General features: G+C 74.4%; 21 protein-coding genes. 15 read left to right on the top strand and 6 right to left on the bottom strand.

The genetic code is table 11. The annotated features are described in order from the left end of the window. Positions 1 to 1,311: an MFS transporter gene (locus tag OHA99_RS34010; protein WP_228126259.1), complete on the bottom strand. Its 1,311-nt coding sequence runs from the start codon at positions 1,309 to 1,311 to the stop codon at positions 1 to 3. A 97-nt stretch (positions 1,312 to 1,408) separates the two neighbouring features. Continuing rightward, positions 1,409 to 2,023, bottom strand: coding sequence for a LysE/ArgO family amino acid transporter (locus tag OHA99_RS34005; protein ID WP_153181268.1), 615 nt, complete (start codon positions 2,021 to 2,023; stop codon positions 1,409 to 1,411). A 77-nt stretch (positions 2,024 to 2,100) separates the two neighbouring features. Between OHA99_RS34005 and OHA99_RS34000 the strand changes: the two genes are divergently transcribed. Then, positions 2,101 to 3,003 carry a LysR family transcriptional regulator ArgP gene (locus OHA99_RS34000; protein ID WP_366473260.1) on the top strand — a complete coding sequence of 301 codons (903 nt, stop codon included), beginning with the start codon at positions 2,101 to 2,103 and terminating at the stop codon, positions 3,001 to 3,003. A 125-nt stretch (positions 3,004 to 3,128) separates the two neighbouring features. Further along, positions 3,129 to 3,380, top strand: a complete 252-nt coding sequence (locus OHA99_RS33995; protein WP_054100096.1) for a WhiB family transcriptional regulator — start codon at positions 3,129 to 3,131, stop codon at positions 3,378 to 3,380. A gap of 29 nt (positions 3,381 to 3,409) precedes the next feature. On the opposite strand, the gene OHA99_RS33990 is transcribed toward OHA99_RS33995, so the two are convergent. After that, entirely contained in the window at positions 3,410 to 5,083 is a 1,674-nt protein-coding gene (locus OHA99_RS33990; protein WP_366473261.1) for an FAD-binding dehydrogenase, read from the bottom strand. Positions 5,084 to 5,121: 38 nt separating this feature from the next. Next, positions 5,122 to 5,745, bottom strand: a complete 624-nt coding sequence (locus OHA99_RS33985; RefSeq protein WP_405698655.1) for a TetR/AcrR family transcriptional regulator — start codon at positions 5,743 to 5,745, stop codon at positions 5,122 to 5,124. A gap of 122 nt (positions 5,746 to 5,867) precedes the next feature. On the opposite strand from OHA99_RS33985, the gene OHA99_RS33980 reads away from it, so the two are divergent. From OHA99_RS33980 to OHA99_RS33970, 3 genes are all read left to right on the top strand, one after another. Further along, complete coding sequence (locus tag OHA99_RS33980) at positions 5,868 to 6,500, top strand: alpha-ketoglutarate-dependent dioxygenase AlkB (RefSeq protein ID WP_405698653.1); 633 nt, start codon at positions 5,868 to 5,870, stop codon at positions 6,498 to 6,500. Positions 6,501 to 6,577: 77 nt separating this feature from the next. Next, on the top strand, positions 6,578 to 7,324 hold the full coding sequence (locus OHA99_RS33975) for an MBL fold metallo-hydrolase (protein WP_153181263.1): 747 nt from the start codon (positions 6,578 to 6,580) through the stop codon (positions 7,322 to 7,324). Between the two features lie 9 nt (positions 7,325 to 7,333). Next, on the top strand, positions 7,334 to 8,566 hold the full coding sequence (locus tag OHA99_RS33970) for a DUF4032 domain-containing protein (protein WP_153181262.1): 1,233 nt from the start codon (positions 7,334 to 7,336) through the stop codon (positions 8,564 to 8,566). A 20-nt stretch (positions 8,567 to 8,586) separates the two neighbouring features. Here OHA99_RS33970 and OHA99_RS33965 read toward each other — a convergent pair whose 3' ends face one another. Continuing rightward, positions 8,587 to 9,459: a universal stress protein gene (locus tag OHA99_RS33965; protein WP_194280206.1), complete on the bottom strand. Its 873-nt coding sequence runs from the start codon at positions 9,457 to 9,459 to the stop codon at positions 8,587 to 8,589. 209 nt (positions 9,460 to 9,668) lie between these two features. Here OHA99_RS33965 and OHA99_RS33960 point away from each other — a divergent pair, with 209 nt between their 5' ends. The 9 genes from OHA99_RS33960 (at position 9,669) to OHA99_RS33920 (ending at position 21,542) form a co-directional block, all read left to right on the top strand. Then, positions 9,669 to 11,345, top strand: a complete 1,677-nt coding sequence (locus tag OHA99_RS33960) for an FAD-dependent oxidoreductase (protein WP_153181260.1) — start codon at positions 9,669 to 9,671, stop codon at positions 11,343 to 11,345. A gap of 11 nt (positions 11,346 to 11,356) precedes the next feature. Continuing rightward, positions 11,357 to 12,853: an ATP-binding protein gene (locus OHA99_RS33955; RefSeq protein ID WP_194280352.1), complete on the top strand. Its 1,497-nt coding sequence runs from the start codon at positions 11,357 to 11,359 to the stop codon at positions 12,851 to 12,853. Further along, complete coding sequence (locus tag OHA99_RS33950) at positions 12,850 to 13,203, top strand: UBP-type zinc finger domain-containing protein (RefSeq protein ID WP_153181258.1); 354 nt, start codon at positions 12,850 to 12,852, stop codon at positions 13,201 to 13,203. Before OHA99_RS33955 ends, OHA99_RS33950 begins: the two co-directional genes overlap by 4 nt. Before the next feature lie 287 nt (positions 13,204 to 13,490). Beyond that, positions 13,491 to 16,454, top strand: coding sequence for a helix-turn-helix transcriptional regulator (locus OHA99_RS33945; protein ID WP_153181257.1), 2,964 nt, complete (start codon positions 13,491 to 13,493; stop codon positions 16,452 to 16,454). Between the two features lie 53 nt (positions 16,455 to 16,507). Next, positions 16,508 to 17,185: an AIM24 family protein gene (locus OHA99_RS33940; RefSeq protein ID WP_153181256.1), complete on the top strand. Its 678-nt coding sequence runs from the start codon at positions 16,508 to 16,510 to the stop codon at positions 17,183 to 17,185. 96 nt (positions 17,186 to 17,281) lie between these two features. After that, the gene (locus OHA99_RS33935; RefSeq protein WP_153181255.1) at positions 17,282 to 18,241 is read left to right on the top strand and encodes a threonine/serine dehydratase; all 960 of its coding nucleotides are present in this window, start codon (positions 17,282 to 17,284) and stop codon (positions 18,239 to 18,241) included. A gap of 133 nt (positions 18,242 to 18,374) precedes the next feature. After that, complete coding sequence (locus tag OHA99_RS33930; protein ID WP_405698649.1) at positions 18,375 to 19,985, top strand: serine/threonine-protein kinase; 1,611 nt, start codon at positions 18,375 to 18,377, stop codon at positions 19,983 to 19,985. 57 nt (positions 19,986 to 20,042) lie between these two features. After that, on the top strand, positions 20,043 to 21,020 hold the full coding sequence (locus OHA99_RS33925) for an LLM class F420-dependent oxidoreductase (protein ID WP_405698647.1): 978 nt from the start codon (positions 20,043 to 20,045) through the stop codon (positions 21,018 to 21,020). A gap of 93 nt (positions 21,021 to 21,113) precedes the next feature. Next, complete coding sequence (locus tag OHA99_RS33920; protein ID WP_153182105.1) at positions 21,114 to 21,542, top strand: SsgA family sporulation/cell division regulator; 429 nt, start codon at positions 21,114 to 21,116, stop codon at positions 21,540 to 21,542. A 35-nt stretch (positions 21,543 to 21,577) separates the two neighbouring features. Here OHA99_RS33920 and OHA99_RS33915 read toward each other — a convergent pair whose 3' ends face one another. Further along, positions 21,578 to 22,003, bottom strand: a complete 426-nt coding sequence (locus OHA99_RS33915; RefSeq protein WP_381499596.1) for a DUF6328 family protein — start codon at positions 22,001 to 22,003, stop codon at positions 21,578 to 21,580. A gap of 255 nt (positions 22,004 to 22,258) precedes the next feature. On the opposite strand from OHA99_RS33915, the gene OHA99_RS33910 reads away from it, so the two are divergent. Beyond that, entirely contained in the window at positions 22,259 to 22,600 is a 342-nt protein-coding gene (locus tag OHA99_RS33910) for a hypothetical protein (protein WP_153181251.1), read from the top strand. The last annotated feature ends 8 nt before the right edge of the window (positions 22,601 to 22,608 follow it).

Genomic DNA, 22,608 nt, shown 5'->3' with positions numbered 1-22,608 from the left:
TCAGACGCGGTAGCGGCGCAGCGCCGGCATCGCGGCGGCCAGCGCCAGCATCACGGCCACGACGAGCAGCCCGCCCCCGGCCACGGCCTCCCGCGCGCCGAAGGCGGAGCCCGCCCCGCCGTGCAGGACGTCGGCCAGCCGCGGGCCGCCCGCCACGACGACGGTGAACACGCCCTGCATCCGCCCGCGCATCTCGTCGGTGGCCGCGGACAGCAGGATCGCCCCGCGGAACACCATGGAGACCATGTCGGCGACCCCGGCCACGGCCAGGAACGCCACCGCGAGCCACAGGCTGCCGCTCAGGCCGAAGCCGGTGATGGCCGCACCCCACACGACGACCGCGCCGATCACCATCCAGCCGTGCCGGCGCGCCCGCGAGAAGGTTCCGGAGAACAGCCCGCCGGCCACGGCGCCGACGGGGATCGCCGCGAACAGCAGACCGAGCGCGAGCCCCTCGCCGTACGGGGCGTACGTCTCGGCGGCGAGCTGCGGGAACAGGGCGCGGGGCATGCCGAACACCATGGCGACGATGTCGGCCAGGAAGGACAGCAGCAGCACCTTGTGCCCGGCGATGTAGCGGAAGCCCGCCACCACCTCGCGCACGCCCGCGCGCCGGACCGCCGTGCCCGCGAGCGGGGGCAGCGCGGGGAGCCTGTAGACCGCCCACACGGTGACGCACAGGGCCAGCGCGTCGATCAGGTACAGCTCGGGCAGTCCGATCACCGGGATCAGCGCACCGGCGAGCAGCGGCCCGACCACCTGCCCGGTCTGCATGACGGTCGAGCCGAGGGCGTTGGCGGCGGGCAGCTCGTCCTCGGGCACCAGGCGGGCGATGGAGGCGTTGCGGGCCGGGGCGTTGAGGCCCCAGAAGGCCTGTTGCAGCGCGAGCAGCAGCATCAGCGCGGCCACCGACGCCATGCCGGTGACCGCCTGTATCCAGAAGAGCAGCGAGGTCACCGCGATGCCGGTGTTGGTGATCAGCAGAAGCTTGCGGCGGTCCATGGTGTCGGCCACCGCGCCGCCCCACAGGGCGAAGACGATGAGCGGCAGCAGCCCGGCGAGACTCGCGGCGCCGACCCAGGCCGAGGAGCCGGTGATGTCGTAGATCTGCTTGGGCACGGCGACCGCGGTGAGCTGGCTGCCGACGGCCGTGACGATGGTCGAGGACCACAGCCTGCGGTAGGCCGGGCGGCGCAGGGGGCGGGTGTCCATGGCCCACCGGCGCCATCCGCGCTGCCGCGTCCCGTCCGGCGCCGTGGCCTTCACGTCCGGTTCGGTGCCGCTCTCGCCGCTGCTCTCGCTGGTGTCCACGCGCTTCCTACATGCTCGGTACATCTTTCGATTGCGAGGATCACTATCGCAGCTTCGTTCGAGCCCCTTGGGGCGCGTGCGGCCGGATCCGGCCCGCTCAGGCCCCGGCGACCAGGGAGACGCCGAGGACGACCATGGTGGCGGCCACCAGGCCGTCGAGGACCCGCCAGGCCGAGGGCCGGGCCAGGAAGCGGCCGAGGTAGCGGGCGCCGAAGCCGAGCGCGGCGAACCAGACCAGGCTGGCCGCGGCGGCTCCGAGGCCGAAGGTCCAGCGCAGCGGCCCCCGGTCGGCGGCGACGGAGCCCAGCAGGAACACGGTGTCCAGGTAGACGTGCGGGTTGAGCCAGGTCAGCGCCAGGCAGGTGAGTACGGCCCGGCGGCGGGAGCCCGCGGCGTCGCCCTCCGCCCGCAGCGCGCCGGACGGGCGGAACACCCGCCGGGCGGCCAGGGCGCCGTAGCCGAGCAGGAAGGCGCCGCCGATCCAGCCGACGGCGGTCAGCGCGCCCGGCCAGGCCACCACCACGGCGCCCACTCCGCCGACGCCGAGGGCGATGAGCAGGGCGTCGGACAGCGCGCAGATGCCGACCACGGCGAGGACGGCGTCGCGGCGGATGCCCTGACGCAGGACGAAGGCGTTCTGGGCGCCGATGGCGACGATGAGCGAGAGGCCGGTGCCGAAGCCGGCGGCGGCTGCCGTGAGGGCGCTGTTCATGCCCCCGACGCTAAGCGGGCGATCACCGGACGTACAGCTAAAGATTCTTACGTAACATTAGGCAGTGTGATGACGACATGACGCCGCCCTTCGCGGACCTGCCGCTGGACCATGTGCGCACCCTGCTGGCCGTCGTGGACGAGGGCACCTTCGACGCGGCCGCCGACGCCCTGCACGTGACACCGTCCGCGGTCAGCCAGCGGGTGAAGGCACTGGAGCAGCGCACCGGCCGGGTGCTGCTGCTGCGCACCAAGCCGGTGCGGGCGACCGACTCCGGTGCCGTGCTGGTGCGGCTGGCCCGGCAGGTGGCGCGGCTGGAGCGGGACGCCTCGGCCGAGCTGGGCCTGCGGGGGGCGGGCGAGCCGACCCGGGTGACGGTGGCGGTGAACGCCGACTCGCTGGCGACCTGGTTCCTGCCCGCCCTCACCCGCATCCCCCGGGATCCCGCCCTCTGCTTCGAACTGCGCCGGGAGGACGAGGGCCACACGGCGACGCTGCTGCGGGAGGGCGTGGTGATGGCGGCGGTGACGTCGTCGCCGGAACCGGTGCCGGGCTGCACGGTCCGGACGCTGGGCCGGATGCGCTATCTCCCCTGCGCCGCCCCCGAGTTCGCCGCGCGGCACCTGGAGGCGACGCCGCGGGAGGCCGTCGCCGACGCCCCGGTGGTGGTCTTCGACCGGCGGGACGACTTCCAGGACTCCTTCGCGCGCCGGCTGGGTCACCGTGGCGCGAGTGCCGCGCGGCACTACGTGCCGACCTCGGAGGGCTTCGTCGAGGCGGTCGCCACCGGTCTCGGCTGGGGCATGGTCCCGCAGCCGCAGGCCGAGCCCCTGCTGCGCACCGGCCGGCTCGTCGGCTTCGCGCCGGACCTGGCGGTGGACGTCACGCTGTACTGGCAGCAGTGGAAGCTCGACTCCCCGGCTCTGGCCGCGGTGGCGGACGCGGTGGTCACGGCGGCCGCGGACGCGCTGGGCCGGTAGACCCACGGAGGCGGACGCGGCGCCTCACTCGGACCGGGCCGGTTTCACCCCGCTGTCGACAGGTCACCCGCAACGGAGTAAGCCATGCACGAGGACGCGAACGATACCGATCGCAGGTGACTTTGATGGACAACTGGCGAGAGCACGCCGCATGCCGGACGGAGGACCCCGACCTCTTCTTCCCGATCGGCACCACCGGCCCGGCCGCTTTGCAGACCGAGCAGGCGAAGGCGGTCTGCCGGACCTGCCCGGTCCGGGAGCAGTGCCTGCGGTGGGCGCTCGACACCGGGCAGACCCTCGGTGTCTGGGGCGGTACCAGCGAGTTGGAGCGCCGTGCGCTCAAGCGGCGCGAGGCCGTACGCCGCAGGTCGGCGTAACCCGGCGCCCGCGCCGCCCGGTTGGCCGCTCAGGCGGTCTGCCGTGCCGCGGCCCGGCCCGCCGCCCGTCCGGAGAACAGGCAGCCGCCCAGGAAGGTGCCCTCCAGCGCGTTGTACCCGTGCACCCCTCCCCCGCCGAAGCCGGCCACCTCGCCGGCCGCGTACAGGCCCTCGACCGGGGTGCCGTCGGCGCCCAGGGCGCGGGAGTCCAGGTCGGTCTGGATGCCGCCGAGGGTCTTGCGGGTGAGGATGTGCAGCTTGACGCCGATCAGCGGGCCCGCGGCCGGGTCGAGGATGCGGTGCGGGGTGGCGACCCGGCCGAGGCGGTCACCGATGTAGCGGCGGGCGTTGCGGATGCCCTGCACCTGGGCGTCCTTGGCGTACGGGTTGGCCATCTGCAGGTCCCGGGCCTCGATCTGGCGCCGGAGTGCGGCGGCGTCCAGGAGTGGCTTGTCGGTCAACCGGTTCATCCTGTCCACCAGTTGCTCCAGGTCCGGCGCGGTCACGAAGTCGGCGCCCTCGCGCAGGAACGCGTCCACCGGGGCCGGGGCGCCCTTGCCGAGGACGCGTTCGCGCAGGAAGCCGACGCGGTCCTTGGCGGTGATGTCGGGGTTCTGCTCGGAGCCGGAGAGCGCGAACTCCTTCTCGACGATCTTCTGGGTGAGGACGAACCAGGAGTGGTCGTGTCCCGCGAGGTCCTCGGCCGTGCGCAGGTGCCGCAGGGTGCCCAGGGTGTCGTAGCCGGGCAGGTACGGCTCGGGCAGCCGGCGGCCCAGCGCGTCGAACCACATGGAGGACGGTCCGGGCAGGATGCGGATGCCGTGGCCGGGCCAGATCGGGTCCCAGTTGCGCACGCCCTCCGTGTAGTGCCACATGCGGTCGCGGTTGACCAGGCGGGCGCCCGCCTCGGCGCTGATGCCGAGCATCCGGCCGTCGACGTAGGCGGGGACTCCGGTGACCATCTCGGCGGGCGGGGTGCCCAGGCGTTCGGGCCAGTGGCGGCGGACGATGTCGTGGTCGGCGCCGATGCCGCCGGAGGTGACGACGACGGCCTGGGCGGTGAGTTCGAACTCTCCGGCCGCCTCGCGGCTGGAGGCGACGCCGCGCGGCGAGTGGTCCGGGGCGAGGACCGTGCCGCGCACCCCGCGCGCCGTGCCGCCCTCGACGACCAGGTGGTCGACGCGGTGGCGGTGGTGGAAGGTGAGCAGCCCGTCCCGCACCGCCTGCTTCGCGTACCGCACGAAGGGCTCGACCACGCCCGTGCCGGTCCCCCAGGCGATGTGGAACCGGGGCACGGAGTTGCCGTGCCCGCCGGCCCTCAGGTCGCCGCGCTCGGCCCAGCCGACGGTGGGCAGGAAGGTGATGCCGTGTCCCGCGAGCCAGGACCGCTTCTCCCCCGCCGCCCACTCCACGTAGGCCCGCGCCCAGCGCACCGCCCAGGAGTCCTCGTCGTCGGTGCGGTCGAAGCCGGCGCTGCCCTGCCAGTCGCTCCAGGCCAGGTCGAAGGAGTCCTTGACGCCGAGGCGGCGCTGCTCCGGGGAGTCGACGAGGAAGAGGCCGCCGAAGGACCAGAAGGCCTGCCCGCCGAGGTTGGCCGCGTTCTCCTGGTCGACCAGGGCCACCCTCCGCCCCCGGCTGGTCAGCTCGTGGGCCGCGACCAGGCCCGCGAGACCCGCTCCGACCACGATGACGTCGGCATCCATGGCGACCGTCCCTTCCTGTTGTGTCGATGACCCCGTGGTCAGTGACGCGTGCTGCCGTCGGTGAGCAGCGCGGTGAGCAGTTGTCCCAGCCAGATCCGGGCGTGTGCGACGTCCCGGTCGAGGAGCAGCTGGGTGGTGACCCCGTCGTACGCGGCGACCACGGCGTGCGCGGCGTGCTCCGCGTCACCCAGCACGGCGGGCAGGGCGGTGTGTCCGCGGGCCCGGGCGAGCCGGTCGGCGATCGCCCGCCTGAGAAGGGCCCGGTGCTCCAGCAGGGTCCGGGCGACGTCCGGGTCGCGGGCGGCGTGCACGAGGAAGTCCGTCTTCACCAGGAGCCAGTCCCGGTCCAGGAGCAGCACCTCGGTGACGCGCTCCACGGCGGCCGGCACGTCCAGGCCGGGGCCGTCGGAGGCGAGGGCGGCGGACACCTGCTCGGCGATCAGGCCGGCCCGTTGCCTGTAGAGGGCGAAGAACAGCTCGTCGAGGCTGTCGAAGTTGGAGTAGAAGGCGCCGCGGCTGTACCCGGCGGCCTCGCAGACCTCCTCGATCGACACCCGCCCGAACCCCTTGGCGGCGAACACCTCGAACGCGGCGTCCAGGAGGTTGGCGCGGGTGCGCGCGCGGCGTCTGGTCACCCGCCCGTTCGTCTCCCGCACCGCCATGCCCGGCCCCTTCGTTCCGTTCGATGCGCGAATGTATCGGATACAGCGGTGTATCGAAAGGGCCTGGACGCGCGCCTCCCACTAAATAGAACACAGTTTCGATGAAGGAGTACGCTGGTGCCATGACCACGCACCACCTCCAGGGCTCGCTCTTCGACCAGACCGACGAGGTCGGACTCGGCTCCCTCGACGGGCTCCGCCGCACCCGCCTCGGCTCCGGTGCCTGGATCGACCTGCTCCCCGGGTGGCTGAGCGGCGCCGACGCGCTCTTCGAGCGGCTGGCCACCGAGGTCCCCTGGCGCGCCGAGCGGCGCGAGATGTACGAGCGCGTCGTCGACGTACCCCGGCTGCTGGCGTTCTACGGCGCGGCCGACCCGCTGCCGGACCCCCTGCTGACTCAGGCGCGCGACGCCCTGTCCGCGCACTACGCCGAGGAGCTGGGCGAGCCCTTCACCACGGCCGGCCTGTGCCACTACCGCGACGGCCGGGACAGCGTCGCCTGGCACGGCGACCGGATCGGGCGGGGCGCGCGTCAGGACACGATGGTCGCGATCCTCTCCGTCGGCACGCCCCGTGATCTGCTGCTGCGCCCGGCGGGCGGGGGCGGCGAGACGGTGCGCCGCCCGCTGGGCCACGGCGACCTGATCGTGATGGGCGGCTCCTGCCAGCGCACCTGGGAGCACTGCGTTCCGAAGAACACCCGCGCCGCCGGGCCCCGCATCAGCGTCCAGTTCCGCCCGCACGGCGTGCGCTGAGGGCCGGGCAACCGCCCGTGCTCCTTTTCTGGTTGGCTGTCCCGCGCGGGGACCACCGACCTGGAACGCGGGAGACCATGAGCGCGGACGTACGGCAAGTGGCCGACGGTACCTACCTGGTGCACGGCGGCAACACCAACTGGGTCATCCTCACCGACGGCGACGCGGTGACCCTCGTCGACACCGGATACCCCGGCGACCGCCGGGCGCTGCTCGACTCCCTGGCCGCCGTCGGAAGTTCGCCCGAGGCGGTGGCGGCGGTGCTGATCACCCACGCCCACAACGACCACCTGGGCTCGGCCGAGTACCTGCGTGCCGCCCACGGCACCCCGGTCCTGCTGCACGAGGCCGAGGTGCCGCACGCCCGGCGCGACTTCCTCCAGCAGGTGTCGGTGGGCACGGTGCTGCGCAACGCCTGGCGCCCCGGCGTGCTGCCGTGGATGGCGCACGTGCTGCGCACCGGCGGCACCGAGCAGCACCCGGTGACCGCACCGGCGGCCTTCCCGGCGGACGGCGCCCTCGACCTGCCCGGCCGGCCCGTGCCGGTGCACACCCCCGGGCACACCGACGGACACTGCGTCTACCACCTCCCCGACGCCGGGGTGGTGATCTCCGGCGACGCACTGGTCAGCGGCCACGCCATCTCACGGATCGAGGGACCGCAGCTGCTGCCGGACCTGTTCCACCACGACCGGCCGGGCGCGATCGCCTCGCTCGACGTCATCGCCGGTCTGGAGGGCGACGTGCTGCTGCCGGGCCACGGTCCGGTCCACCGGGGGCCGGTGAAGGATGCCGCGGACCTGGCCCGGGAACGGGCGTTCTAGAGTCGGGGCATGGCCTTGCAGATCAGCGCCACCAACCCGGAGCATCCCGCGCTCCTGCTCGAACTGCCCTGGCAGCTGCCGCTGGAGCAGTGGCCCGAGGAGTATCTCGTGCCGCTGCCCCGCGGCATCTCCCGGCACGTGGTCCGCTACGCGCGCGCCGGGGACGAGGTCATCGCGGTCAAGGAGCTGGCCGAGCGGCCCGCGCTGCGCGAGTACCAGCTGCTGCGCGACCTGGACCGGCTCGCCATCCCGGCGGTGGACGCGCTGGCCGTGATCACCGGCCGCACGGACGCCGCCGGGGCCGCGCTGGAGCCGGTGCTGGTCACCCGGCACCTGGGCGGGTCGCAGCCGTACCGGTCGATGTTCGAGACGACGCTGCGCCCGGCGACCATGCACCGGCTGATGGACGCCCTCGCGGTGCTGCTGGTCCGGCTGCACCTGGCCGGGTTCGCCTGGGGCGACTGCTCGCTGTCCAACACGCTCTTCCGGCGCGACGCGGGCGCCTACGCCGCCTACCTGGTCGACGCCGAGACCGGCGAGCTGCACCCGCGGCTGAGCCCCGGGCAGCGCGACTACGACCTCGACCTGGCCCGGGTCAACATCAGTGGCGAACTGCTCGACCTGGAGGCCTCCGGGGCGCTGCACCCCTCCGTCGACCCGGTCGACTTCGGTACGGAGATCTGCGCCCGCTACCGGAGCCTGTGGGAGGAGCTGACCCGCACCTCGGTCTATCCGGCGGGCAAGTACCACTACATCGAACGCCGGATCCGGCGCCTCAACGACCTCGGCTTCGACGTGGCCGAGATGCAGATCGAGCACGCCTCCAACGGCGACGCGGTCACCTTCGTGCCCAAGGTCGTCGACGCCGGTCACCACCAGCGCCAGCTGCTGCGCCTGACCGGGCTGGACGCCGAGGAGAACCAGGCCAGGCGGCTGCTCAACGACCTGGAGAGCTGGATGGCCACCCAGGACGACTACGCCCCGGGCGACCCCCTCGGCGCCCGTCCCGAGGTCCTCGCCCACCGCTGGGTGCGCGAGGTCTTCCGGCCCACCGTGCGCGCCGTGCCGCTGGAGCTGCGCGGCGCGATGGACCCGGCGGAGATCTACCACGAGCTGCTGGAGCACCGCTGGTACCTCTCCGAGCGGGCCCAGCACGACATCGGCCTGGACACGGCGGTCGAGGACTACCTCGTCAACATCCTGCCCGGGGCGCGGGGGACGCTGCGGCCCACGGCGGACTGAGCGGCGGCCCCCGCCGGACCTCACGTGTGCGGGACGACCGCCACCGGGCACTCCGCGTGGTGCAGCACGCCGTGGGCGACCGAGCCGATCCGGGCGCCGACGGCGCTGCGGCGGGCGCGGCGGCCGACGACCACCAACTGGGCGTTCGCGGAGGCCGACAGCAGCACCTGGCCGGCGCTGCCCATCTCCACGTGCTCGACCACCGGAACGTCCGGGAAGCGTTCGCGCCAGGGTGCGAGGGCCTCGCCGAGCGCCTTGTGCTCGTACTGCTCCAGGCCGCCGGCCTCGTCGGCGAGCGCCATGGAGCCGGGGCTGTAGGTGAACACCGTCGGCAGGGTCCAGGCGCGTACGGCCCGCACGGTGGCGCCCCGGGCGGCGGCCGCCTCGAACGCGGCCCCGACGACGTCGGCACTGTCCTCGGGCTCGCCCTGCTGGCCCACGACGACCTCGCGGCCCGCGGCCTCGGCGGCGGCCTCGTCACCGGCGCGCACGAGGACGACCGGCCGGGTCGCCTCGGCGATCACCTGCTGCCCGACCGAGCCGAGCAGGAAGCCGACGACCGGTCCGTGGCCGCGCGAGCCGAGGACCAGCGTCTCGGCGTCGGCCGCGGCGGCGAGCAGGGCCGCCACCGCGTCGCCCTCGCGCAGGTCGGTCGTCACCGTGAGGCCGGGGTGCCGCTCGGTGACGGTGCCGACCGCCTCGGCGAGGGCGTCCCGCGCCCACCCCTCCTGGGTCTCCCGCTCCACCGTGCCCGCCACGCCCTGTCCCTGGAACCGCCAGGCGTGCACGACGTGCAGCGGGGCACCGCGGCGGACCGCCTCCCTCGCCGCCCAGGCCAGTGCGGCCAGGCTCTCCTGCGAACCGTCCAGGCCTGCCGTGATCGGGCGCGTCATGCGGGTCCCTCCCTGTGTCGCGGTCACGTCGTTCATGGCGCCCAGTCTTCCCCAAGCCCGCCGCGTCACCGCGCAGGGGGCACCGGGCGGGTGGCGGCGCCCCCGCGCTGCCTGAGCGAGGACCGGCGATCGAACATACGATGGGGTGCAGGCCGGTGCGGTGACGGGGACGCCGTGCCGTGAATCCGGCCGCGCGACGTGGGGGACGTATGGCACAGGCCGACGCGGAGGCACGGACCGTCATCATGACCGTGGACGACGATCCGGGGGTCTCCCGCGCCGTCGCCCGCGACCTGCGGCGGCGCTACGGCGCCACGTACCGGATCGTGCGCGCGGAGTCCGGCGAGTCGGCGCTCGACGCGCTGCGCGAACTGAAGCTGCGCGGCGACCTGGTGGCCGTGATCCTCGCCGACTACCGGATGCCGCAGATGAACGGCATCGAGTTCCTCGAACAGGCCCTGGACGTGTACCCGGGCGCCCGGCGGGTGCTGCTGACGGCGTACGCGGACACCAACGCGGCGATCGACGCGATCAACGTCGTCGACCTGGACCACTACCTGCTCAAGCCCTGGGACCCGCCGGAGGAGAAGCTCTACCCGGTCCTGGACGACCTGCTCCAGGCCTGGCGCACCGGCGACCACCGGCCGGTGCCCAGCACCAAGGTCGTCGGGCACCGCTGGTCGGCGCGGTCCTCGGAGGTCCGGGAGTTCCTGGCCCGCAACCAGGTGCCGTACCGCTGGTACTCCGCCGACGAGCCGGAGGGGCGGCGGCTGCTGTCGGCAGCCGGGCAGGACGGGCAGCGCCTGCCGGTGGTGGTCACGCCGGACGGGACCCCGCTGGTGGAGCCGGAGGCGCCCGAGCTGGCGGCCCGGGTGGGTCTGGCGACCACGCCGACGGCCGACTTCTACGACCTGGTGGTGATCGGCGGCGGCCCGGCGGGGCTCGGCGCGGCCGTGTACGGGGCCTCGGAGGGGCTGCGCACGGTGCTGGTGGAGCGGTCGGCGACCGGGGGCCAGGCCGGGCAGAGCTCGCGCATCGAGAACTACCTGGGCTTCCCCGACGGCGTCTCCGGCGGCCAGCTCACCGAGCGGGCCCGGCGGCAGGCGGCGAAGTTCGGCGCCGAGATCCTCACGGCGCGCGAGGTGACCGGCCTGGAGGCGAACGGCGCGGCGCGCGTCGTGCGGTTCTCGGACGGCTCGGCGATCGCCGCGCACAGCGTCATCCTGGCGACCGGCGTGTCCTACCGGCAGCTGACCGCGCCGGGCACCGAGGACCTGGCCGGCTGCGGGGTGTTCTACGGCTCGGCGCTGACCGAGGCGGCCTCCTGCCAGGGCCACGACGTGTACATCGTCGGCGGCGCCAACTCGGCCGGGCAGGCCGCGATGTACCTGGCCCGGGGCGCCAAGTCGGTGACGCTGCTGGTGCGCGGCGGCTCCCTGGAGGCGTCGATGTCGTACTACCTGATCCAGCAGATCGAGGAGACGCCCAACATCCGGGTGCGCTGCTCCACCGTCGTCGAGAGCGCGCACGGCGACGGCCACCTGGAGCGGCTCACCCTGCGCGACGCGGAGAGCGGCGCCACCGAACTCGTCGACGCGCAGTGGCTGTTCGTGTTCATCGGCGCGGCCCCGCTGACCGGCTGGCTGGACGGCACGGTGCTGCGCGACGAGCGGGGCTTCATCCTCGCCGGGCCCGATCTGACCCCCGACGGGCGGCCGCCGGCCGACTGGGAGCTGGACCGGCCGCCGTACCACCTGGAGACCAGCGTCCCGGGCGTGTTCGTGGCGGGCGACGCCCGCGCGGAGTCCGCCAAGCGGGTCGCGTCCGCCGTCGGAGAGGGAGCCATGGCCGTGATGCTCGTCCACCGGTACCTGGAGCAGTCGTGAGCGCCCGGCCGATGCCGTGCAGCCCCGAGGAGATCGGGAAGCTGTTCCTGTTCGAGAAGCTCACGCCGGAGCAGCTGGGCCGGCTGTGCGCCGAGGGCCGGGTGGAGCTGTTCGAACCCGGCCCGGTGTACGCCGAGGGTGAGGACGCCACCTGCTTCTACGTGATGCTCGAGGGCACGGTCGTGCTGACCCGCCGGGTCGGCGGGGACGACGTGGAGACCAACCGCACCTCGCAGCCCGGGGTGTACGCGGGCGCGATGCAGGCCTACGTCGGCGACCGGGTGCCGCAGGTCTACAACAACTCCATGCGGGTCACCGGGCCGACGCGGTTCTTCGTGCTCCCGGCCGACACCTTCGCGGCCGTGATGCGGGAGTGGTTCCCGATGGCGGTGCACCTGCTGGAGGGGCTGTTCTTCGGCTCCAAGAACACCCAGCGCACCATCGGCCAGCGCGAACGGCTGCTGGCGCTGGGGTCGCTGTCCGCCGGTCTCACGCACGAGCTGAACAACCCGGCGGCGGCCGCGGTGCGGGCCACCTCGACGCTGCGGGAGCGGGTGGCGAAGATGCGGCACAAGCTCGCCGTGATTGCCGAGGGCCCGTTCTCCCGCGACGCGCTGGCGGGGCTCATCGAGATACAGGAGCGCACGGCGGAGCGGGTCGCCAAGGCCCCCTCGCTCAGTCCGCTGGAGGCCGCCGACCGGGAGGACGAACTCGGCGACTGGCTGGCCGACCACGGCATCGAGCACGGCTGGCAGCTCGCGCCGACCTTCGTGCAGGCCGGTCTCGACACCGGGTGGCTGGAGCAGGTCGCGGCGGCCGTGGACGCGGAGATCCTGCCGGGAGCGGTCGGCTGGCTCAACTACACGGTCGAGACCGAGCTGCTGATGAACGAGATCGCGGACTCCACCGCCCGCATCTCCCACCTGGTGGACGCGGCCAAGCAGTACGCGCAGCTCGACCGGGCGCCCTACCGGACGGTCGACGTGCACGAGCTGCTCGACAGCACCCTGCTGATGCTCTCCGGCAAGATCGGCCCGCGGATCGAGGTCGTCAAGGAGTACGACCGTACGGTGCCCGGGATCCCGGCGTACCCGGCGGAGCTGAACCAGGTGTGGACCAATCTCATCGACAACGCCGTCGCCGCGGTGAACGACGCGGGCGGCGAGGGGACGCTGACCGTGCGGACGGCGCTGCACCACGACCGGCTGCTGGTGGAGTTCCGCGACACCGGCACCGGGATCGCCCCGGAGATCCGGGAGCGCATCTTCGACCCGTTCTTCACCACCAAGCCGGTGGGCGAGGGCACCGGGCTCGGCCTGGACATCTCCTGGCGGATCGTGGTCGACAAGCACCACGGCGGCCTCCACGTCGAGTCCGAGCCGGGCGACACCCGTTTCCAGGTGCTCCTCCCGCTCACCGCCACGGAATCCGACACCGCCGAACCCGGAGAGGCGACCGACCCGTCCGACCCGACCGACCTCACCGATCCGACCGAGGAGCCGGTATGACCAGCGACACCGGAATCGATCCCACCGTCCCGCCGAGCGGCAGCGGCTGCGCCGAGTGCGACGCGGCCGGCGGCTGGTGGTTCCACCTGCGCCGCTGCGCGAGCTGCGGCCACGTCGGGTGCTGCGACAGCTCCCCCGGACAGCACGCGACCGGGCACTACCGGTCCACCGGGCACCCGATGGTGCAGAGCTTCGAACCGGGCGAGGACTGGTACTGGGACTACGCGACCAACGAGGTCCGCGCGTCGGGCCCGGACCTCGCTCCGCCGGGCAGCCACCCGGACGACCAGCCGGCACCGGGCCCGGCGGGCCGGGTCCCGGCGAACTGGGCGGCGACCCTCCACCGCTGACCCGGCCACGGCGCCGCCCTGCCCGAGGGCCGGCCCCGACCGCCCCCCGCGCACCACGCCGTCCGGACACCCGGCCGAACCGCCACCGCGCAGGGTGCACCGACCGGTCCGGCACCGGGCGACCGCCGCACGTCCCGGCGGGAACGCGCCCCTCGGCCCGGACCGGCCGGGCGGCCCCGGAGGATGCGCGGACTTCCCCGGCCCGGCGTCACCGCCGTACGCCCCGCGGAGCGGTCCGCGGAGGGGCCCCGAAACCGGGAGGCCCGTGGTCCGGCCCGCGTGTCAGGATGGGCGGCGTGCCGCAGACCTCACTCACCAGCCCGCTCGTCGGCCGCGAGGACGAACTCGCGCGTCTCACCGGCGTACTGGAGCGCGCCCGCGCCGGCGAGGCCCGTGCGGTGCTCGTCGCCGGGGATGCGGGCGTCGGCAAGACCCGGACCCTGGACGAGGTCGCCGGACGGGCCGCCGCGGCCGGGACGACCGTGCTCACGGGGCACTGCGTGGACCTGGGCGACGTGGGCCTGCCGTATCTGCCGTTCACCGAGATCCTGGGCGTGCTGGCCGCCGACGAGCGGTTCGCCGCCGTGCTGGCCGGGCATCCGGTGGCCGACCGGCTCCTCGGCGGCGGCCCGGACGACGGGACCGACGCCGCGCCCTCGCGCCTCAGGCTCTTCGAGGGCGTGGCCGCGCTCCTGACCGAGCTGGCGGACGTCGCGCCGCTGCTGCTGGTCCTGGAGGACCTGCACTGGGCCGACCAGTCCTCCCGGGACCTGCTGAGGTTCCTGCTCAGCCGGGGCGTCCTGCAACGGCCGGCGGGCGGGACGCCCGGCCACCGGCTCGCGCTGTTCGCCTCGTACCGGGCGGACGACCTGCACCGCCGCCATCCGCTGCGCCCGCTGCTGGCCGAGCTGGTGCGGCTGCCCGGTGTGGAGCGGCTGGAGCTGCGGCCGCTGCCGGACGCCGACGTGGCCCGGCTGGTGCGCTCGCTGCGTCGGCGGCCGCTGCCCGACACCACCGTGCACCGGATCGTGGAGCGGGCCGAGGGCAACGCCTTCTACGCCGAGGAACTGGTCGCGGCCACGGACGCGCCCGCCGGGGGCGTGCCCAGCGGGCTGGCCGACGTGCTGCTCATCCGGTTCGAGCAGCTCTCCGAGACCGCCCAGCAGGTGCTGCGCACCGCCGCCGTCGCCGGGCGCCGCGTGGGACACGGCCTGCTGCGGGACGCCGTCGGGCTGCCCGAGGAAGAGCTGGAGTCGGCGCTGCGCGAGGCGGTGGAGCGGCAGTTGCTGGTCTCCGCCGACGGGGACACCTACTCCTTCCGGCACGCGCTCGCCCGGGAGGCGGTCTACGCCGATCTGCTGCCGGGTGAACGGGCCCGGCTGCACGGCGCGTTCGCGCGGCTGCTCGCCGGTCCCGACCGCCGCTCCGACAGCGCGGCCGAGCGCGCGCACCACTACCGCGAGAGCCACGACCTGCCCGAGGCGCTCGCCGCCTCCCTGGAGGCCGCCGACCACGCCCAGCGGGTCGGCGCGCCCGCCGAGGAACTGCGGCACGTCGAGGCCGCCCTGGACCTGTGGACGGCGGTCGACGCGTCCGCGCGCCCCGCGGGCCCGCACGCGGTGACGCTCACGCTGCGTGCCTCGGCGGCCGCCGTGCACGCCGGTGAGCTGCACCGCGCGGTCTCCCTCACCCGGTCCGCGCTGGCCGGCCTCGGCCAGGACGCCGACCTGGAGCTGGCCGCCCGCGTCCGCTACACCCTCGCCGGCAACCTCCTGAGCGTCGACGACCTGGAGGCCGCGTACGCCCACAGCAGTGCGGCGCTGGCCCTGATCCCCGCCGAGCCGCCCTCGTCGACGTGGGTGTGGGCGGCGGCCACGCATGTGACGACGGCCCGCCAGGTCGGGGAGAACGAGACGGCGCTGCGGGTGGCCCGCCGGGCGCTGCGGGTCGCCGAGGAGCTGGAGGTCACCGACGCCCGCGCCGATCTGCTGATCTCCCTGACGAGCCTGGAGGGCCACAACCGCTCCACCACGGCGGGCCGGGAGCGGCTCCTCGAGGCGCGCGAGCTGGCGCGGCGGGCGGGCAACGCGCCCGTGGAGCTGCGGGCGCTGTTCAACCTCGCCATCGGCTGCTTCGAGTCCGGCGACCTGGAGGACTGCCTGCCCTGGGCGTCGGAGGGACTGGACCGGGCCCGCCGCGCCGGGCTGCTGTCCTCGCCGTACCCGCGGGAGATGCGGTATCTGCGGCTGCTGGTGCGGTACACGCTGGGCCACTGGGACGAGGTGCTGCGGGAGTCCGCCGAGGACGCCGGGGAGGTGACGGTCGTGGAGGGCCACGCCCTCGGGCCCGGGCTGTACGTGGCGCTGGCGCGCGGCGACTCCGGCGTGGCCGACCGGGCCGCGGCCCTGCTGGAGGGGCCGTTCGACTGGATGGCGCGGATGGTCGCGGCCGTGGTGCTGACCGACGCGGCGGCGCTGCGCGGGGACGCGGAGGACGCCGTGCGGTGGATGCGGTCCAGCGTGGAGGCGCTCACCGAGGCGGGCACGCGGCCCACCGTGACCCTCCGGCTGGCCACCCTCGCGCTGTCCGCGGTCGCCGACACCGTGACCGAGTCGCGCCGCGCCTCGGACGCCGCGGGAGTGGCCCGCTGGACGGACACGGCGGCCGAACTGCTGGCCGACGCCCGCTGGTCCGCCGCGCACGGCTACGACGACGCCCCGCAGGGCCCGGAGGGCCGGGCGTGGCTGGCGCGCGCGGAGGCCGAGTGGTCCCGGGTCGCCGGCCCGGTCCCGGACCCGGCGGCCTGGGAGAGGGCGGTGGCCGCCTTCACGTACGGCGACGCCTACGAACGGGCGCGGTGCCGGCTGCGGCTGGCCGAGGCCCTGCTGGCCGCCGACCGCCGCGAGGACGCGGCCGCCGAGGCGGACGCGGTACGCGGGGAGGCCGACCGGCTCGGCGCCACGGTGCTGCGCGAGCGGCTCGACGACCTCGTCCGCCGCGGCCGCCTCACGGGCACGGCTCCGGCCGGTCCGGGCGCCGCCGTGCTGACCGCCCGCGAGCAGGACGTCCTGCGGCTGCTCGCCCTGGGCCACAGCAACCGGCGGATCGGCGAGGAGCTGTTCATCAGCGCCAAGACGGCGAGCGTCCACGTGTCCAACATCCTCGCCAAGCTCAACGCGGCGAGCCGCACGGAGGCGGTGGCGGTCGCCCACCGGCAGGGGCTGGTCGCACCGGAGCACAGCTCGTCGTAGCCCGGCCGCGCCGGATCTTGGCGGAACGGAACGCTCCGGGCCACGATGCCGTCATGAAGGGTGACCTCTTTTCCAGCGAGCACATGGTGCGCCCCGCCACGGCGCCGGGCATGACCGTCGAGAACGCCAAGTGCATCCGGTACGCGGTGAACGGCGAGATGCTCGCCAGACAGGGCGCGATGATCGCCTACCGGGGCAGTCTGCAGTTCGAGCGCAAGGGCCAGGGCGTGGGCGGCATGCTCAAACGCGCGGTCACCGGGGAGGGACTGCCGCTGATGGCGGTGCGCGGACAGGGCGAGGCCTGGTTCGCGAACGAGGCGCAGAACTGCTTCGTCGTCGAGGTCGAGCCCGGCGACGAGTTCACGGTCAACGGCCGCAACGTCCTGTGCTTCGACGCGTCGTTGTCGTACCGCATCGCCACCGTGAAGGGCGCGGGCATCGCCGGCGGCGGACTGTTCAACAGCGTCTTCACCGGGCACGGCAGGCTGGGCCTGGTGTGCGAGGGCAACCCGCTGGTCATTCCGGTCTCGCACCAGTACCCGGTGTACGTGGACACGGACGCGGTCGTCGGCTGGTCCGCGGGGCTGGCGACGTCCCTGCACCGTTCGCAGTCCATCGGCTCGATGCTGCGCGGCGGTTCGGGCGAGGCGGTCCAGCTGGTGCTCCAGGGCGAGGGCTTCGTCGTCGTACGGCCGAGCGAGGCGGCGCCGCAGAAGACGCAGCAGCACTGAGCCGGCCCCGCGCAGGCGACTTGTTGACCTTGGGGAGCTCGCGCGAAAGGCTGCGTACGGGCGCGGATCACCGCCCGCGCCGGAAGGAAGACTGCCTTGATCGCGATCACGGAGATCGAAGCCGCGGCCGAGCGGATCGCCGGACACGTCGTACGCACCCCGACCGTGCCGAGCCCGGGGCTGTCCGCGCTGCTCGGTGTCCCGGTCACCGCGAAGCTGGAGCTGCTCCAGCGCACCGGTTCGTTCAAGGCGCGCGGCGCGACGGCGAAGCTGCTGTCGCTGACCGACGCCGAGCGGGCCGCCGGTGCCGTCGCGGTCAGCGGCGGCAACCACGGCATCGCGGTGGCGGTGATGGCCGCGGCCCTGGACGTGAAGGCCACGGTGGTCATGCCGCGTACGGCGCCGGCCCGTTCGGTGGAGATCGCCGAGGAGGCGGGCGCCGTCGTGCGGCTCACCGACGGCATGGACAGTGCCTTCGCGCTCGTCACCCGGCTCCGGGAGGAGGGGCTGACCCTGGTCCATCCCTTCGACGACCCCGTGGTGGTCGCGGGCCAGGGCACCGTGGGACTGGAGTTCGCCGAGGACGCCCCGGACCTCACCGACGTGCTGGTGAGCATCGGGGGCGGCGGGCTGATCGCGGGCGTGGCGGCGGCGCTGCGGGCGCTGCGGCCCGGGGTGCGGGTCTGGGGCGTGGAGACCGAGGGCGCCGAGGCCATGTCACGGGCGCTGGCGGAGGGCGGACCGCTCGCGGTGCCGCTGTCGTCGGTCGTCACCACGCTGAGCGCGCCGTCCGTCTCGCGGCTGACGTACGACCATGTCGCGGAGCTCGTCACCGAGGTGCTCGTGGTGCCGGACCGGGAGGCGGTCCGGGGTTCGCTGGCGTTCGCCGAGCACGCCAAGGTGTGGACCGAACCGGCCGCCGGCTGTCTGCTGCCGGCGGCCCGGCGGGTGGTGGAACGGGTCGGCGACGACGCCCGGATCGGGCTCGTGGTGTGCGGCGGCAACACGACGGTGGCCGACATGACGGTGTGGGCGGACCGCTTCGGACTGCGCTGACGTACGGGACGGCGCCGAGCCCGGCTTTTTGAAGAAGGGTCAGAAAGGGACCGGTCGGGCGCCGGGGCTGAACGCACCCCGGTCCCCTCGACGTACCTCTGGTCAAGCCGAGAGCCGGCGGTGCGAACGAGGGATGGCCATGGGCAGGGCGCACGTCTCCCCACACGAGCTGGTCGCCGGACGCTACCGCCTGCTCGAGGTCGTCCAGCGCGAGACGAACCGTGTGTGCTGGTCCGGGGAGGACGCCACGACCGGCCGTCCGTGCCTGGTCACGCAGATCGCACTGCCGCAGGACCGGGCCGGCGAGACCGGCCACCGGGCTCCGGGCCGGGTGATCCGCACCGGTGAGGCCATGGCGTCGCTGTGTCCCGGGCGGATCGCCGCGGTCTCGGACGCGGTGGTCGTGGACGGCACGCTGTGGACGGTGTCCGAATGGGTCGCCGGTGTTCCGCTCGGCGACCTCCTCGACCGCCGGGGGGCGTTCGGCCACGCCCGGGCCGCACGCGTCGGGCTGGAGCTGCTCGCGGTGCTGGAGACGGCGCACGCGCACGGCGTGACGCACGGCGAGCTGAGCCCGGGGCAGGTGTTCGTGCGCGAGGAGGGCTCCGTCGTCGTCACCGGCTTCGGGCTGGCGGGCGCCACCCTCGCGCCCCGGCTGACCGCACCCGCGTACGCCTCGCCCGAGCAGGCCCGCGACGAGCGGATCGGTCCCGCGGCCGACCTGTGGACGCTGGGCGCGATCCTCTACACGATGGTCGAGGGCCGTCCTCCGTTCCGTGACCGGGGCCGGCCCGAGGCGACGCTGAGGGGGGTCGACCGGCTGCCGCTGCGCACGCCGGTGCGTGCCGGGCCGCTCACCCGGGTCGTGCAGGGGCTGCTGCGCAAGAACTCCCGGGAGCGGCTGACCCGCCCCGTGGTGCGCGCGGCCCTCGCCCGGGCGCTGGCGGAGGACCCCGACGGGGCCGGGGACGAGGTGCCCCGGACGGGGCCGGGCGGTGGGTACGCGGTCGCCCGGAGGACGGGGCGCGGCCGGTCGCGGCGGACCGTGGTCGCCGGGACGGCCCTGGCCGTCGTCGCGGTGACGGCCGCCGTCCTCGCCGCCCTCGCCCTCACCGACGGGCGCCCAGGTGCGGGTGACGGCGCCGAGGCGGGCGCCGGGCAGCGCACCTCGGCACCCGTCGGCCCGCCCACCGGCTCCGGCCCCTCCTCCCCCGCGGGCGGGCCGGGCGCCGGCGCCTCACCCTCCGCGCCCGGTCCCTCCTCACCCGGCCCCTCAGCGCCGGCCGGGTTCCGCCGCTACGAGGCGCCGGAGGGCTTCTCCGTCGCCCTTCCCGAGGGCTGGCGGCGGTTGGACACCTCCCGGGTGCCGGGCGGCGCCTACCGGGTGGTCTTCGGCGCGTCCGGCGACCCGCGCACCCTCGCCGTCACGTACAGCAGGCGCGCGGGCGACGACCCGGTGGCCGTCTGGCGCGACGACGTCGAGCCGGGCCTCGAACGCTTTGGCGGCTACCGGCGGATCGGCGACATCCGCGCCACCACCTACCGGGGCCGCGAGGCGGCCGACATGGAGTGGCTGGCCCGGGGAGACGGCGCCCGGGTACGCACCTTCGGCCGCGGCTTCCTGCTCGGCGGGGGACGCAGCTTCTCGCTGCGCTGGACGACGCCGGCCGGCGACTGGGACGACAGCGCGAACGAGCGGGCGCTCGCCGCCTTCCTCGGAACCTTCCGGGAGGGCACGGCGTGACCCCTTCCGTCCCGTTTCCCCCTGTTTTCCCTCCGGTCGGGCGGGGACTCGGCCGCCATGGCACACATCGGGTACACGATGATGACCGAGCAGGCCGGCCCGCGGGAACTCGTCGGCCATCTGGTGCGGGCCGAGGAGGTGGGGTTCGACTTCTCGGTGACCTCGGACCACTACTTCCCCTGGCTGCGCTCGCAGGGCCACGCGCCCTACGCCTGGAGCGTGCTGGGCGCCGCGGCGCAGGCGACCTCCCGCATCCCGCTGATGACCTACGTGACGTGTCCGACCTTCCGCTACCACCCGGCGGTGGTGGCGCAGAAGGCGGCGACGCTTCAGCTGCTGTCGGAGGGCCGGTTCCGGCTGGGTCTCGGCTCCGGCGAGAACCTCAACGAGCACGTGACGGGCGGCGGCTGGCCCTCGGTCGACGTACGGCACGAGATGCTCCGGGAAGCCGTGGAGATCATCCGGGCGCTGTTCCGGGGCGGCCATGTGAACCACCGCGGCACGCACTTCGACGTGGAGTCGGCCCGCCTGTGGGACCTGCCGGACAGTCCGCCGCCCATCGGCATCGCCGTCTCCGGGGAGCGCTCCTGCGAGCTGGCGGGCGAGTTGGCCGACCTCGTGATCGCCACCGAGCCGAAGGCGGGGCTGCTGGAGTCCTTCGGCCGGCACGGCGGCGAGGGCAAGCCGCGCGTGGGTCAGCTGCCCGTCTCCTACGATCCCGACCGGGACACGGCGATCGAGCGGGCCCACTCCCAGTTCCGCTGGTTCGGCAGCGGCTGGAAAGTCAACTCCGAGCTGCCGCACCCGGACTCCTTCGACGCGGCCACCCAGTTCGTGACGCCCGACGACATCGCCGATTCCATCCCGTGCGGTGACGACCCCGACGCCTTCGTGGCGGCCGTACGCCCGTACGTCGAGGCCGGGTTCACCGAGATCGCGCTGGTGCAGATCGGCGGCGAGTCCCAACCCGCCTTCCTGGACTGGTCGGAGCGGACCCTGCTGCCCGCGCTGCGCGAGGCGTTCGGCCGCGACTGAAACCGGCGGGCGGGCGAATCACTCGAACGCCGGAGCATCTTGCCCGTGAAGCGGGTACTAGAGGGCTTTACGTCCGTCCCCCTGGAGGCTCTCGTGAACACCGTCGTGCACAAGACCATGGTCGTGCAGCTGCGGACGGGCGACGCCGGCGACCGGTTCCCGGTCCTCGCCCACCTCGGTTACGACGCGGCGGACCCGTTCGCCCTCACCGTGGTCTTCAGCCACGACGGACGGGTGCTCGCCGAATGGGCACTGGACCGGGAGATGGTCGGTGAGGGCCTCACCCGCCCGGTCGGGGTGGGCGACGTGCGGATGCGGCCCGAGTCGCGGGGCATGTGGGACGAGCTGCGCCTCGAACTGCTCGGCGACGACCGGGCCGACGGGGAGCGCCACCGCGCCGTGGTGTTCGTGTGGGCCGCGGCCGTCGAGGCGTTTCTGCGCGAGACGTACACGGTGGTCCGGCCCGGCGAGGAAGAGGTGTGCGCCGACGACTTCCTCGCCGAGCTGACCGCCGAGGGCTGAGGAACCGCCGGGCCCGGTCGCCGAGGCACGGTGCCTCAGCGGGCCGTGTGGCGGTGCCGGGTCCACAGGGGGATCCCGAACCAGCACAGCAGGTACCAGAGCACCACTCCGGTGACGAGGTAGGGCACGAAGCCGTCGTGGGTCGCGACGCGCAGGATCAGCAGGAGCGAGCAGGCCGTCGTCGCGAGCAGCAGCACCAGGCCGAGCACCGTCAGCCGGGACGCCCATCGCACCGCCTGGGGTTTCACCCGCCGCCCGGAGACGAGGCGGTGCAGGGACACCGGTCCGATCAGGGCGCCGGTCGTCACGGCCCCGAGGACCACAGTGATCAGGTAGATCGTCCGGTCGGTGTCCGAGAGGGTGTCGTACTTGGGCTGGAACACGACGGTGAGCAGGAAGCCGAACAGGATCTGCACGCCCATCTGCGCGACGCGGACCTCCTGGATCAGCTCCGTCCACATCCGGTCGGCCCGTTCCTCCTCGGTCTCGTTGCGCCCCCTGCGCCGGGTCTGTCCCTCAGCCGATCCCGAGTCCGAGTCCGGGTCCGGGTCCGAGTGCGTCACGTCTGCCTCCCGTCGACCGTCGCCTGCGTCCCCCTTCCCTCTTCCCGGGATCCCCGTACTCAGGCGCGGGTCCGGCGGCGACGCCCGGTTTGGGTGATCGGGGGGCGGTTACACGGGCCGGGACCCACCCAGGCGCGGCAAGGAAGGCGAAGGATGTCCGACACTCAGCTCACCGTGACGCTCGACGGCGGCGGCATCGACGACGCGCGGGCGATCGTCCACGCGCTGGAGGGTGTCTTCGGGACCCCCGGCGACCTGCCCGCGGACGAGGGGGCGACGGTGCGCACCGCGACCTTCGACTCCCCGGACGCCCCGCGGGCCGCCGCCCCGGCAGCGGGCGGGGCGCTGTCCGGGCCGGTGACGGTCACCGTGCAGGGCACACCGCGGGCGGTGGAGGCGGCGAGCGAGACGCTGTCCCGTGCCTTCACCGCGCGCGACGAGGGAGCGGCCTCCGGCGACCAGGAGCGGGAACGGCAGTTGCTCCTGGAGCCGTGAGACCGTGC

The sequence above is a fragment of the Streptomyces coelicoflavus genome (genome assembly GCF_045041415.1).
Lineage (GTDB): Bacteria > Actinomycetota > Actinomycetes > Streptomycetales > Streptomycetaceae > Streptomyces > Streptomyces coelicoflavus.
This window is presented reverse-complemented; position numbering and strand designations above follow the sequence as displayed.

What these genes read in the sequence shown, in the direction of transcription:
- OHA99_RS34005 (WP_153181268.1), bottom strand. Translation starts at nt 2,023, where the DNA reads ATGAACAGCGCCCTCACGGCAGCCGCCGCCGGCTTCGGCACCGGCCTC.
- OHA99_RS34000 (WP_366473260.1), top strand. Translation starts at nt 2,101, where the DNA reads ATGACGCCGCCCTTCGCGGACCTGCCGCTGGACCATGTGCGCACCCTG.
- OHA99_RS33995 (WP_054100096.1), top strand. Translation starts at nt 3,129, where the DNA reads ATGGACAACTGGCGAGAGCACGCCGCATGCCGGACGGAGGACCCCGAC.
- OHA99_RS33990 (WP_366473261.1), bottom strand. Translation starts at nt 5,083, where the DNA reads ATGGATGCCGACGTCATCGTGGTCGGAGCGGGTCTCGCGGGCCTGGTC.
- OHA99_RS33985 (WP_405698655.1), bottom strand. Translation starts at nt 5,745, where the DNA reads ATGGCGGTGCGGGAGACGAACGGGCGGGTGACCAGACGCCGCGCGCGC.
- OHA99_RS33980 (WP_405698653.1), top strand. Translation starts at nt 5,868, where the DNA reads ATGACCACGCACCACCTCCAGGGCTCGCTCTTCGACCAGACCGACGAG.
- OHA99_RS33975 (WP_153181263.1), top strand. Translation starts at nt 6,578, where the DNA reads ATGAGCGCGGACGTACGGCAAGTGGCCGACGGTACCTACCTGGTGCAC.
- OHA99_RS33970 (WP_153181262.1), top strand. Translation starts at nt 7,334, where the DNA reads ATGGCCTTGCAGATCAGCGCCACCAACCCGGAGCATCCCGCGCTCCTG.
- OHA99_RS33965 (WP_194280206.1), bottom strand. Translation starts at nt 9,459, where the DNA reads ATGACGCGCCCGATCACGGCAGGCCTGGACGGTTCGCAGGAGAGCCTG.
- OHA99_RS33960 (WP_153181260.1), top strand. Translation starts at nt 9,669, where the DNA reads ATGGCACAGGCCGACGCGGAGGCACGGACCGTCATCATGACCGTGGAC.
- OHA99_RS33955 (WP_194280352.1), top strand. Translation starts at nt 11,357, where the DNA reads ATGCCGTGCAGCCCCGAGGAGATCGGGAAGCTGTTCCTGTTCGAGAAG.
- OHA99_RS33950 (WP_153181258.1), top strand. Translation starts at nt 12,850, where the DNA reads ATGACCAGCGACACCGGAATCGATCCCACCGTCCCGCCGAGCGGCAGC.
- OHA99_RS33945 (WP_153181257.1), top strand. Translation starts at nt 13,491, where the DNA reads ATGGGCGGCGTGCCGCAGACCTCACTCACCAGCCCGCTCGTCGGCCGC.
- OHA99_RS33940 (WP_153181256.1), top strand. Translation starts at nt 16,508, where the DNA reads ATGAAGGGTGACCTCTTTTCCAGCGAGCACATGGTGCGCCCCGCCACG.
- OHA99_RS33930 (WP_405698649.1), top strand. Translation starts at nt 18,375, where the DNA reads ATGGCCATGGGCAGGGCGCACGTCTCCCCACACGAGCTGGTCGCCGGA.
- OHA99_RS33925 (WP_405698647.1), top strand. Translation starts at nt 20,043, where the DNA reads ATGGCACACATCGGGTACACGATGATGACCGAGCAGGCCGGCCCGCGG.
- OHA99_RS33915 (WP_381499596.1), bottom strand. Translation starts at nt 22,003, where the DNA reads ATGTGGACGGAGCTGATCCAGGAGGTCCGCGTCGCGCAGATGGGCGTG.
- OHA99_RS33910 (WP_153181251.1), top strand. Translation starts at nt 22,259, where the DNA reads ATGTCCGACACTCAGCTCACCGTGACGCTCGACGGCGGCGGCATCGAC.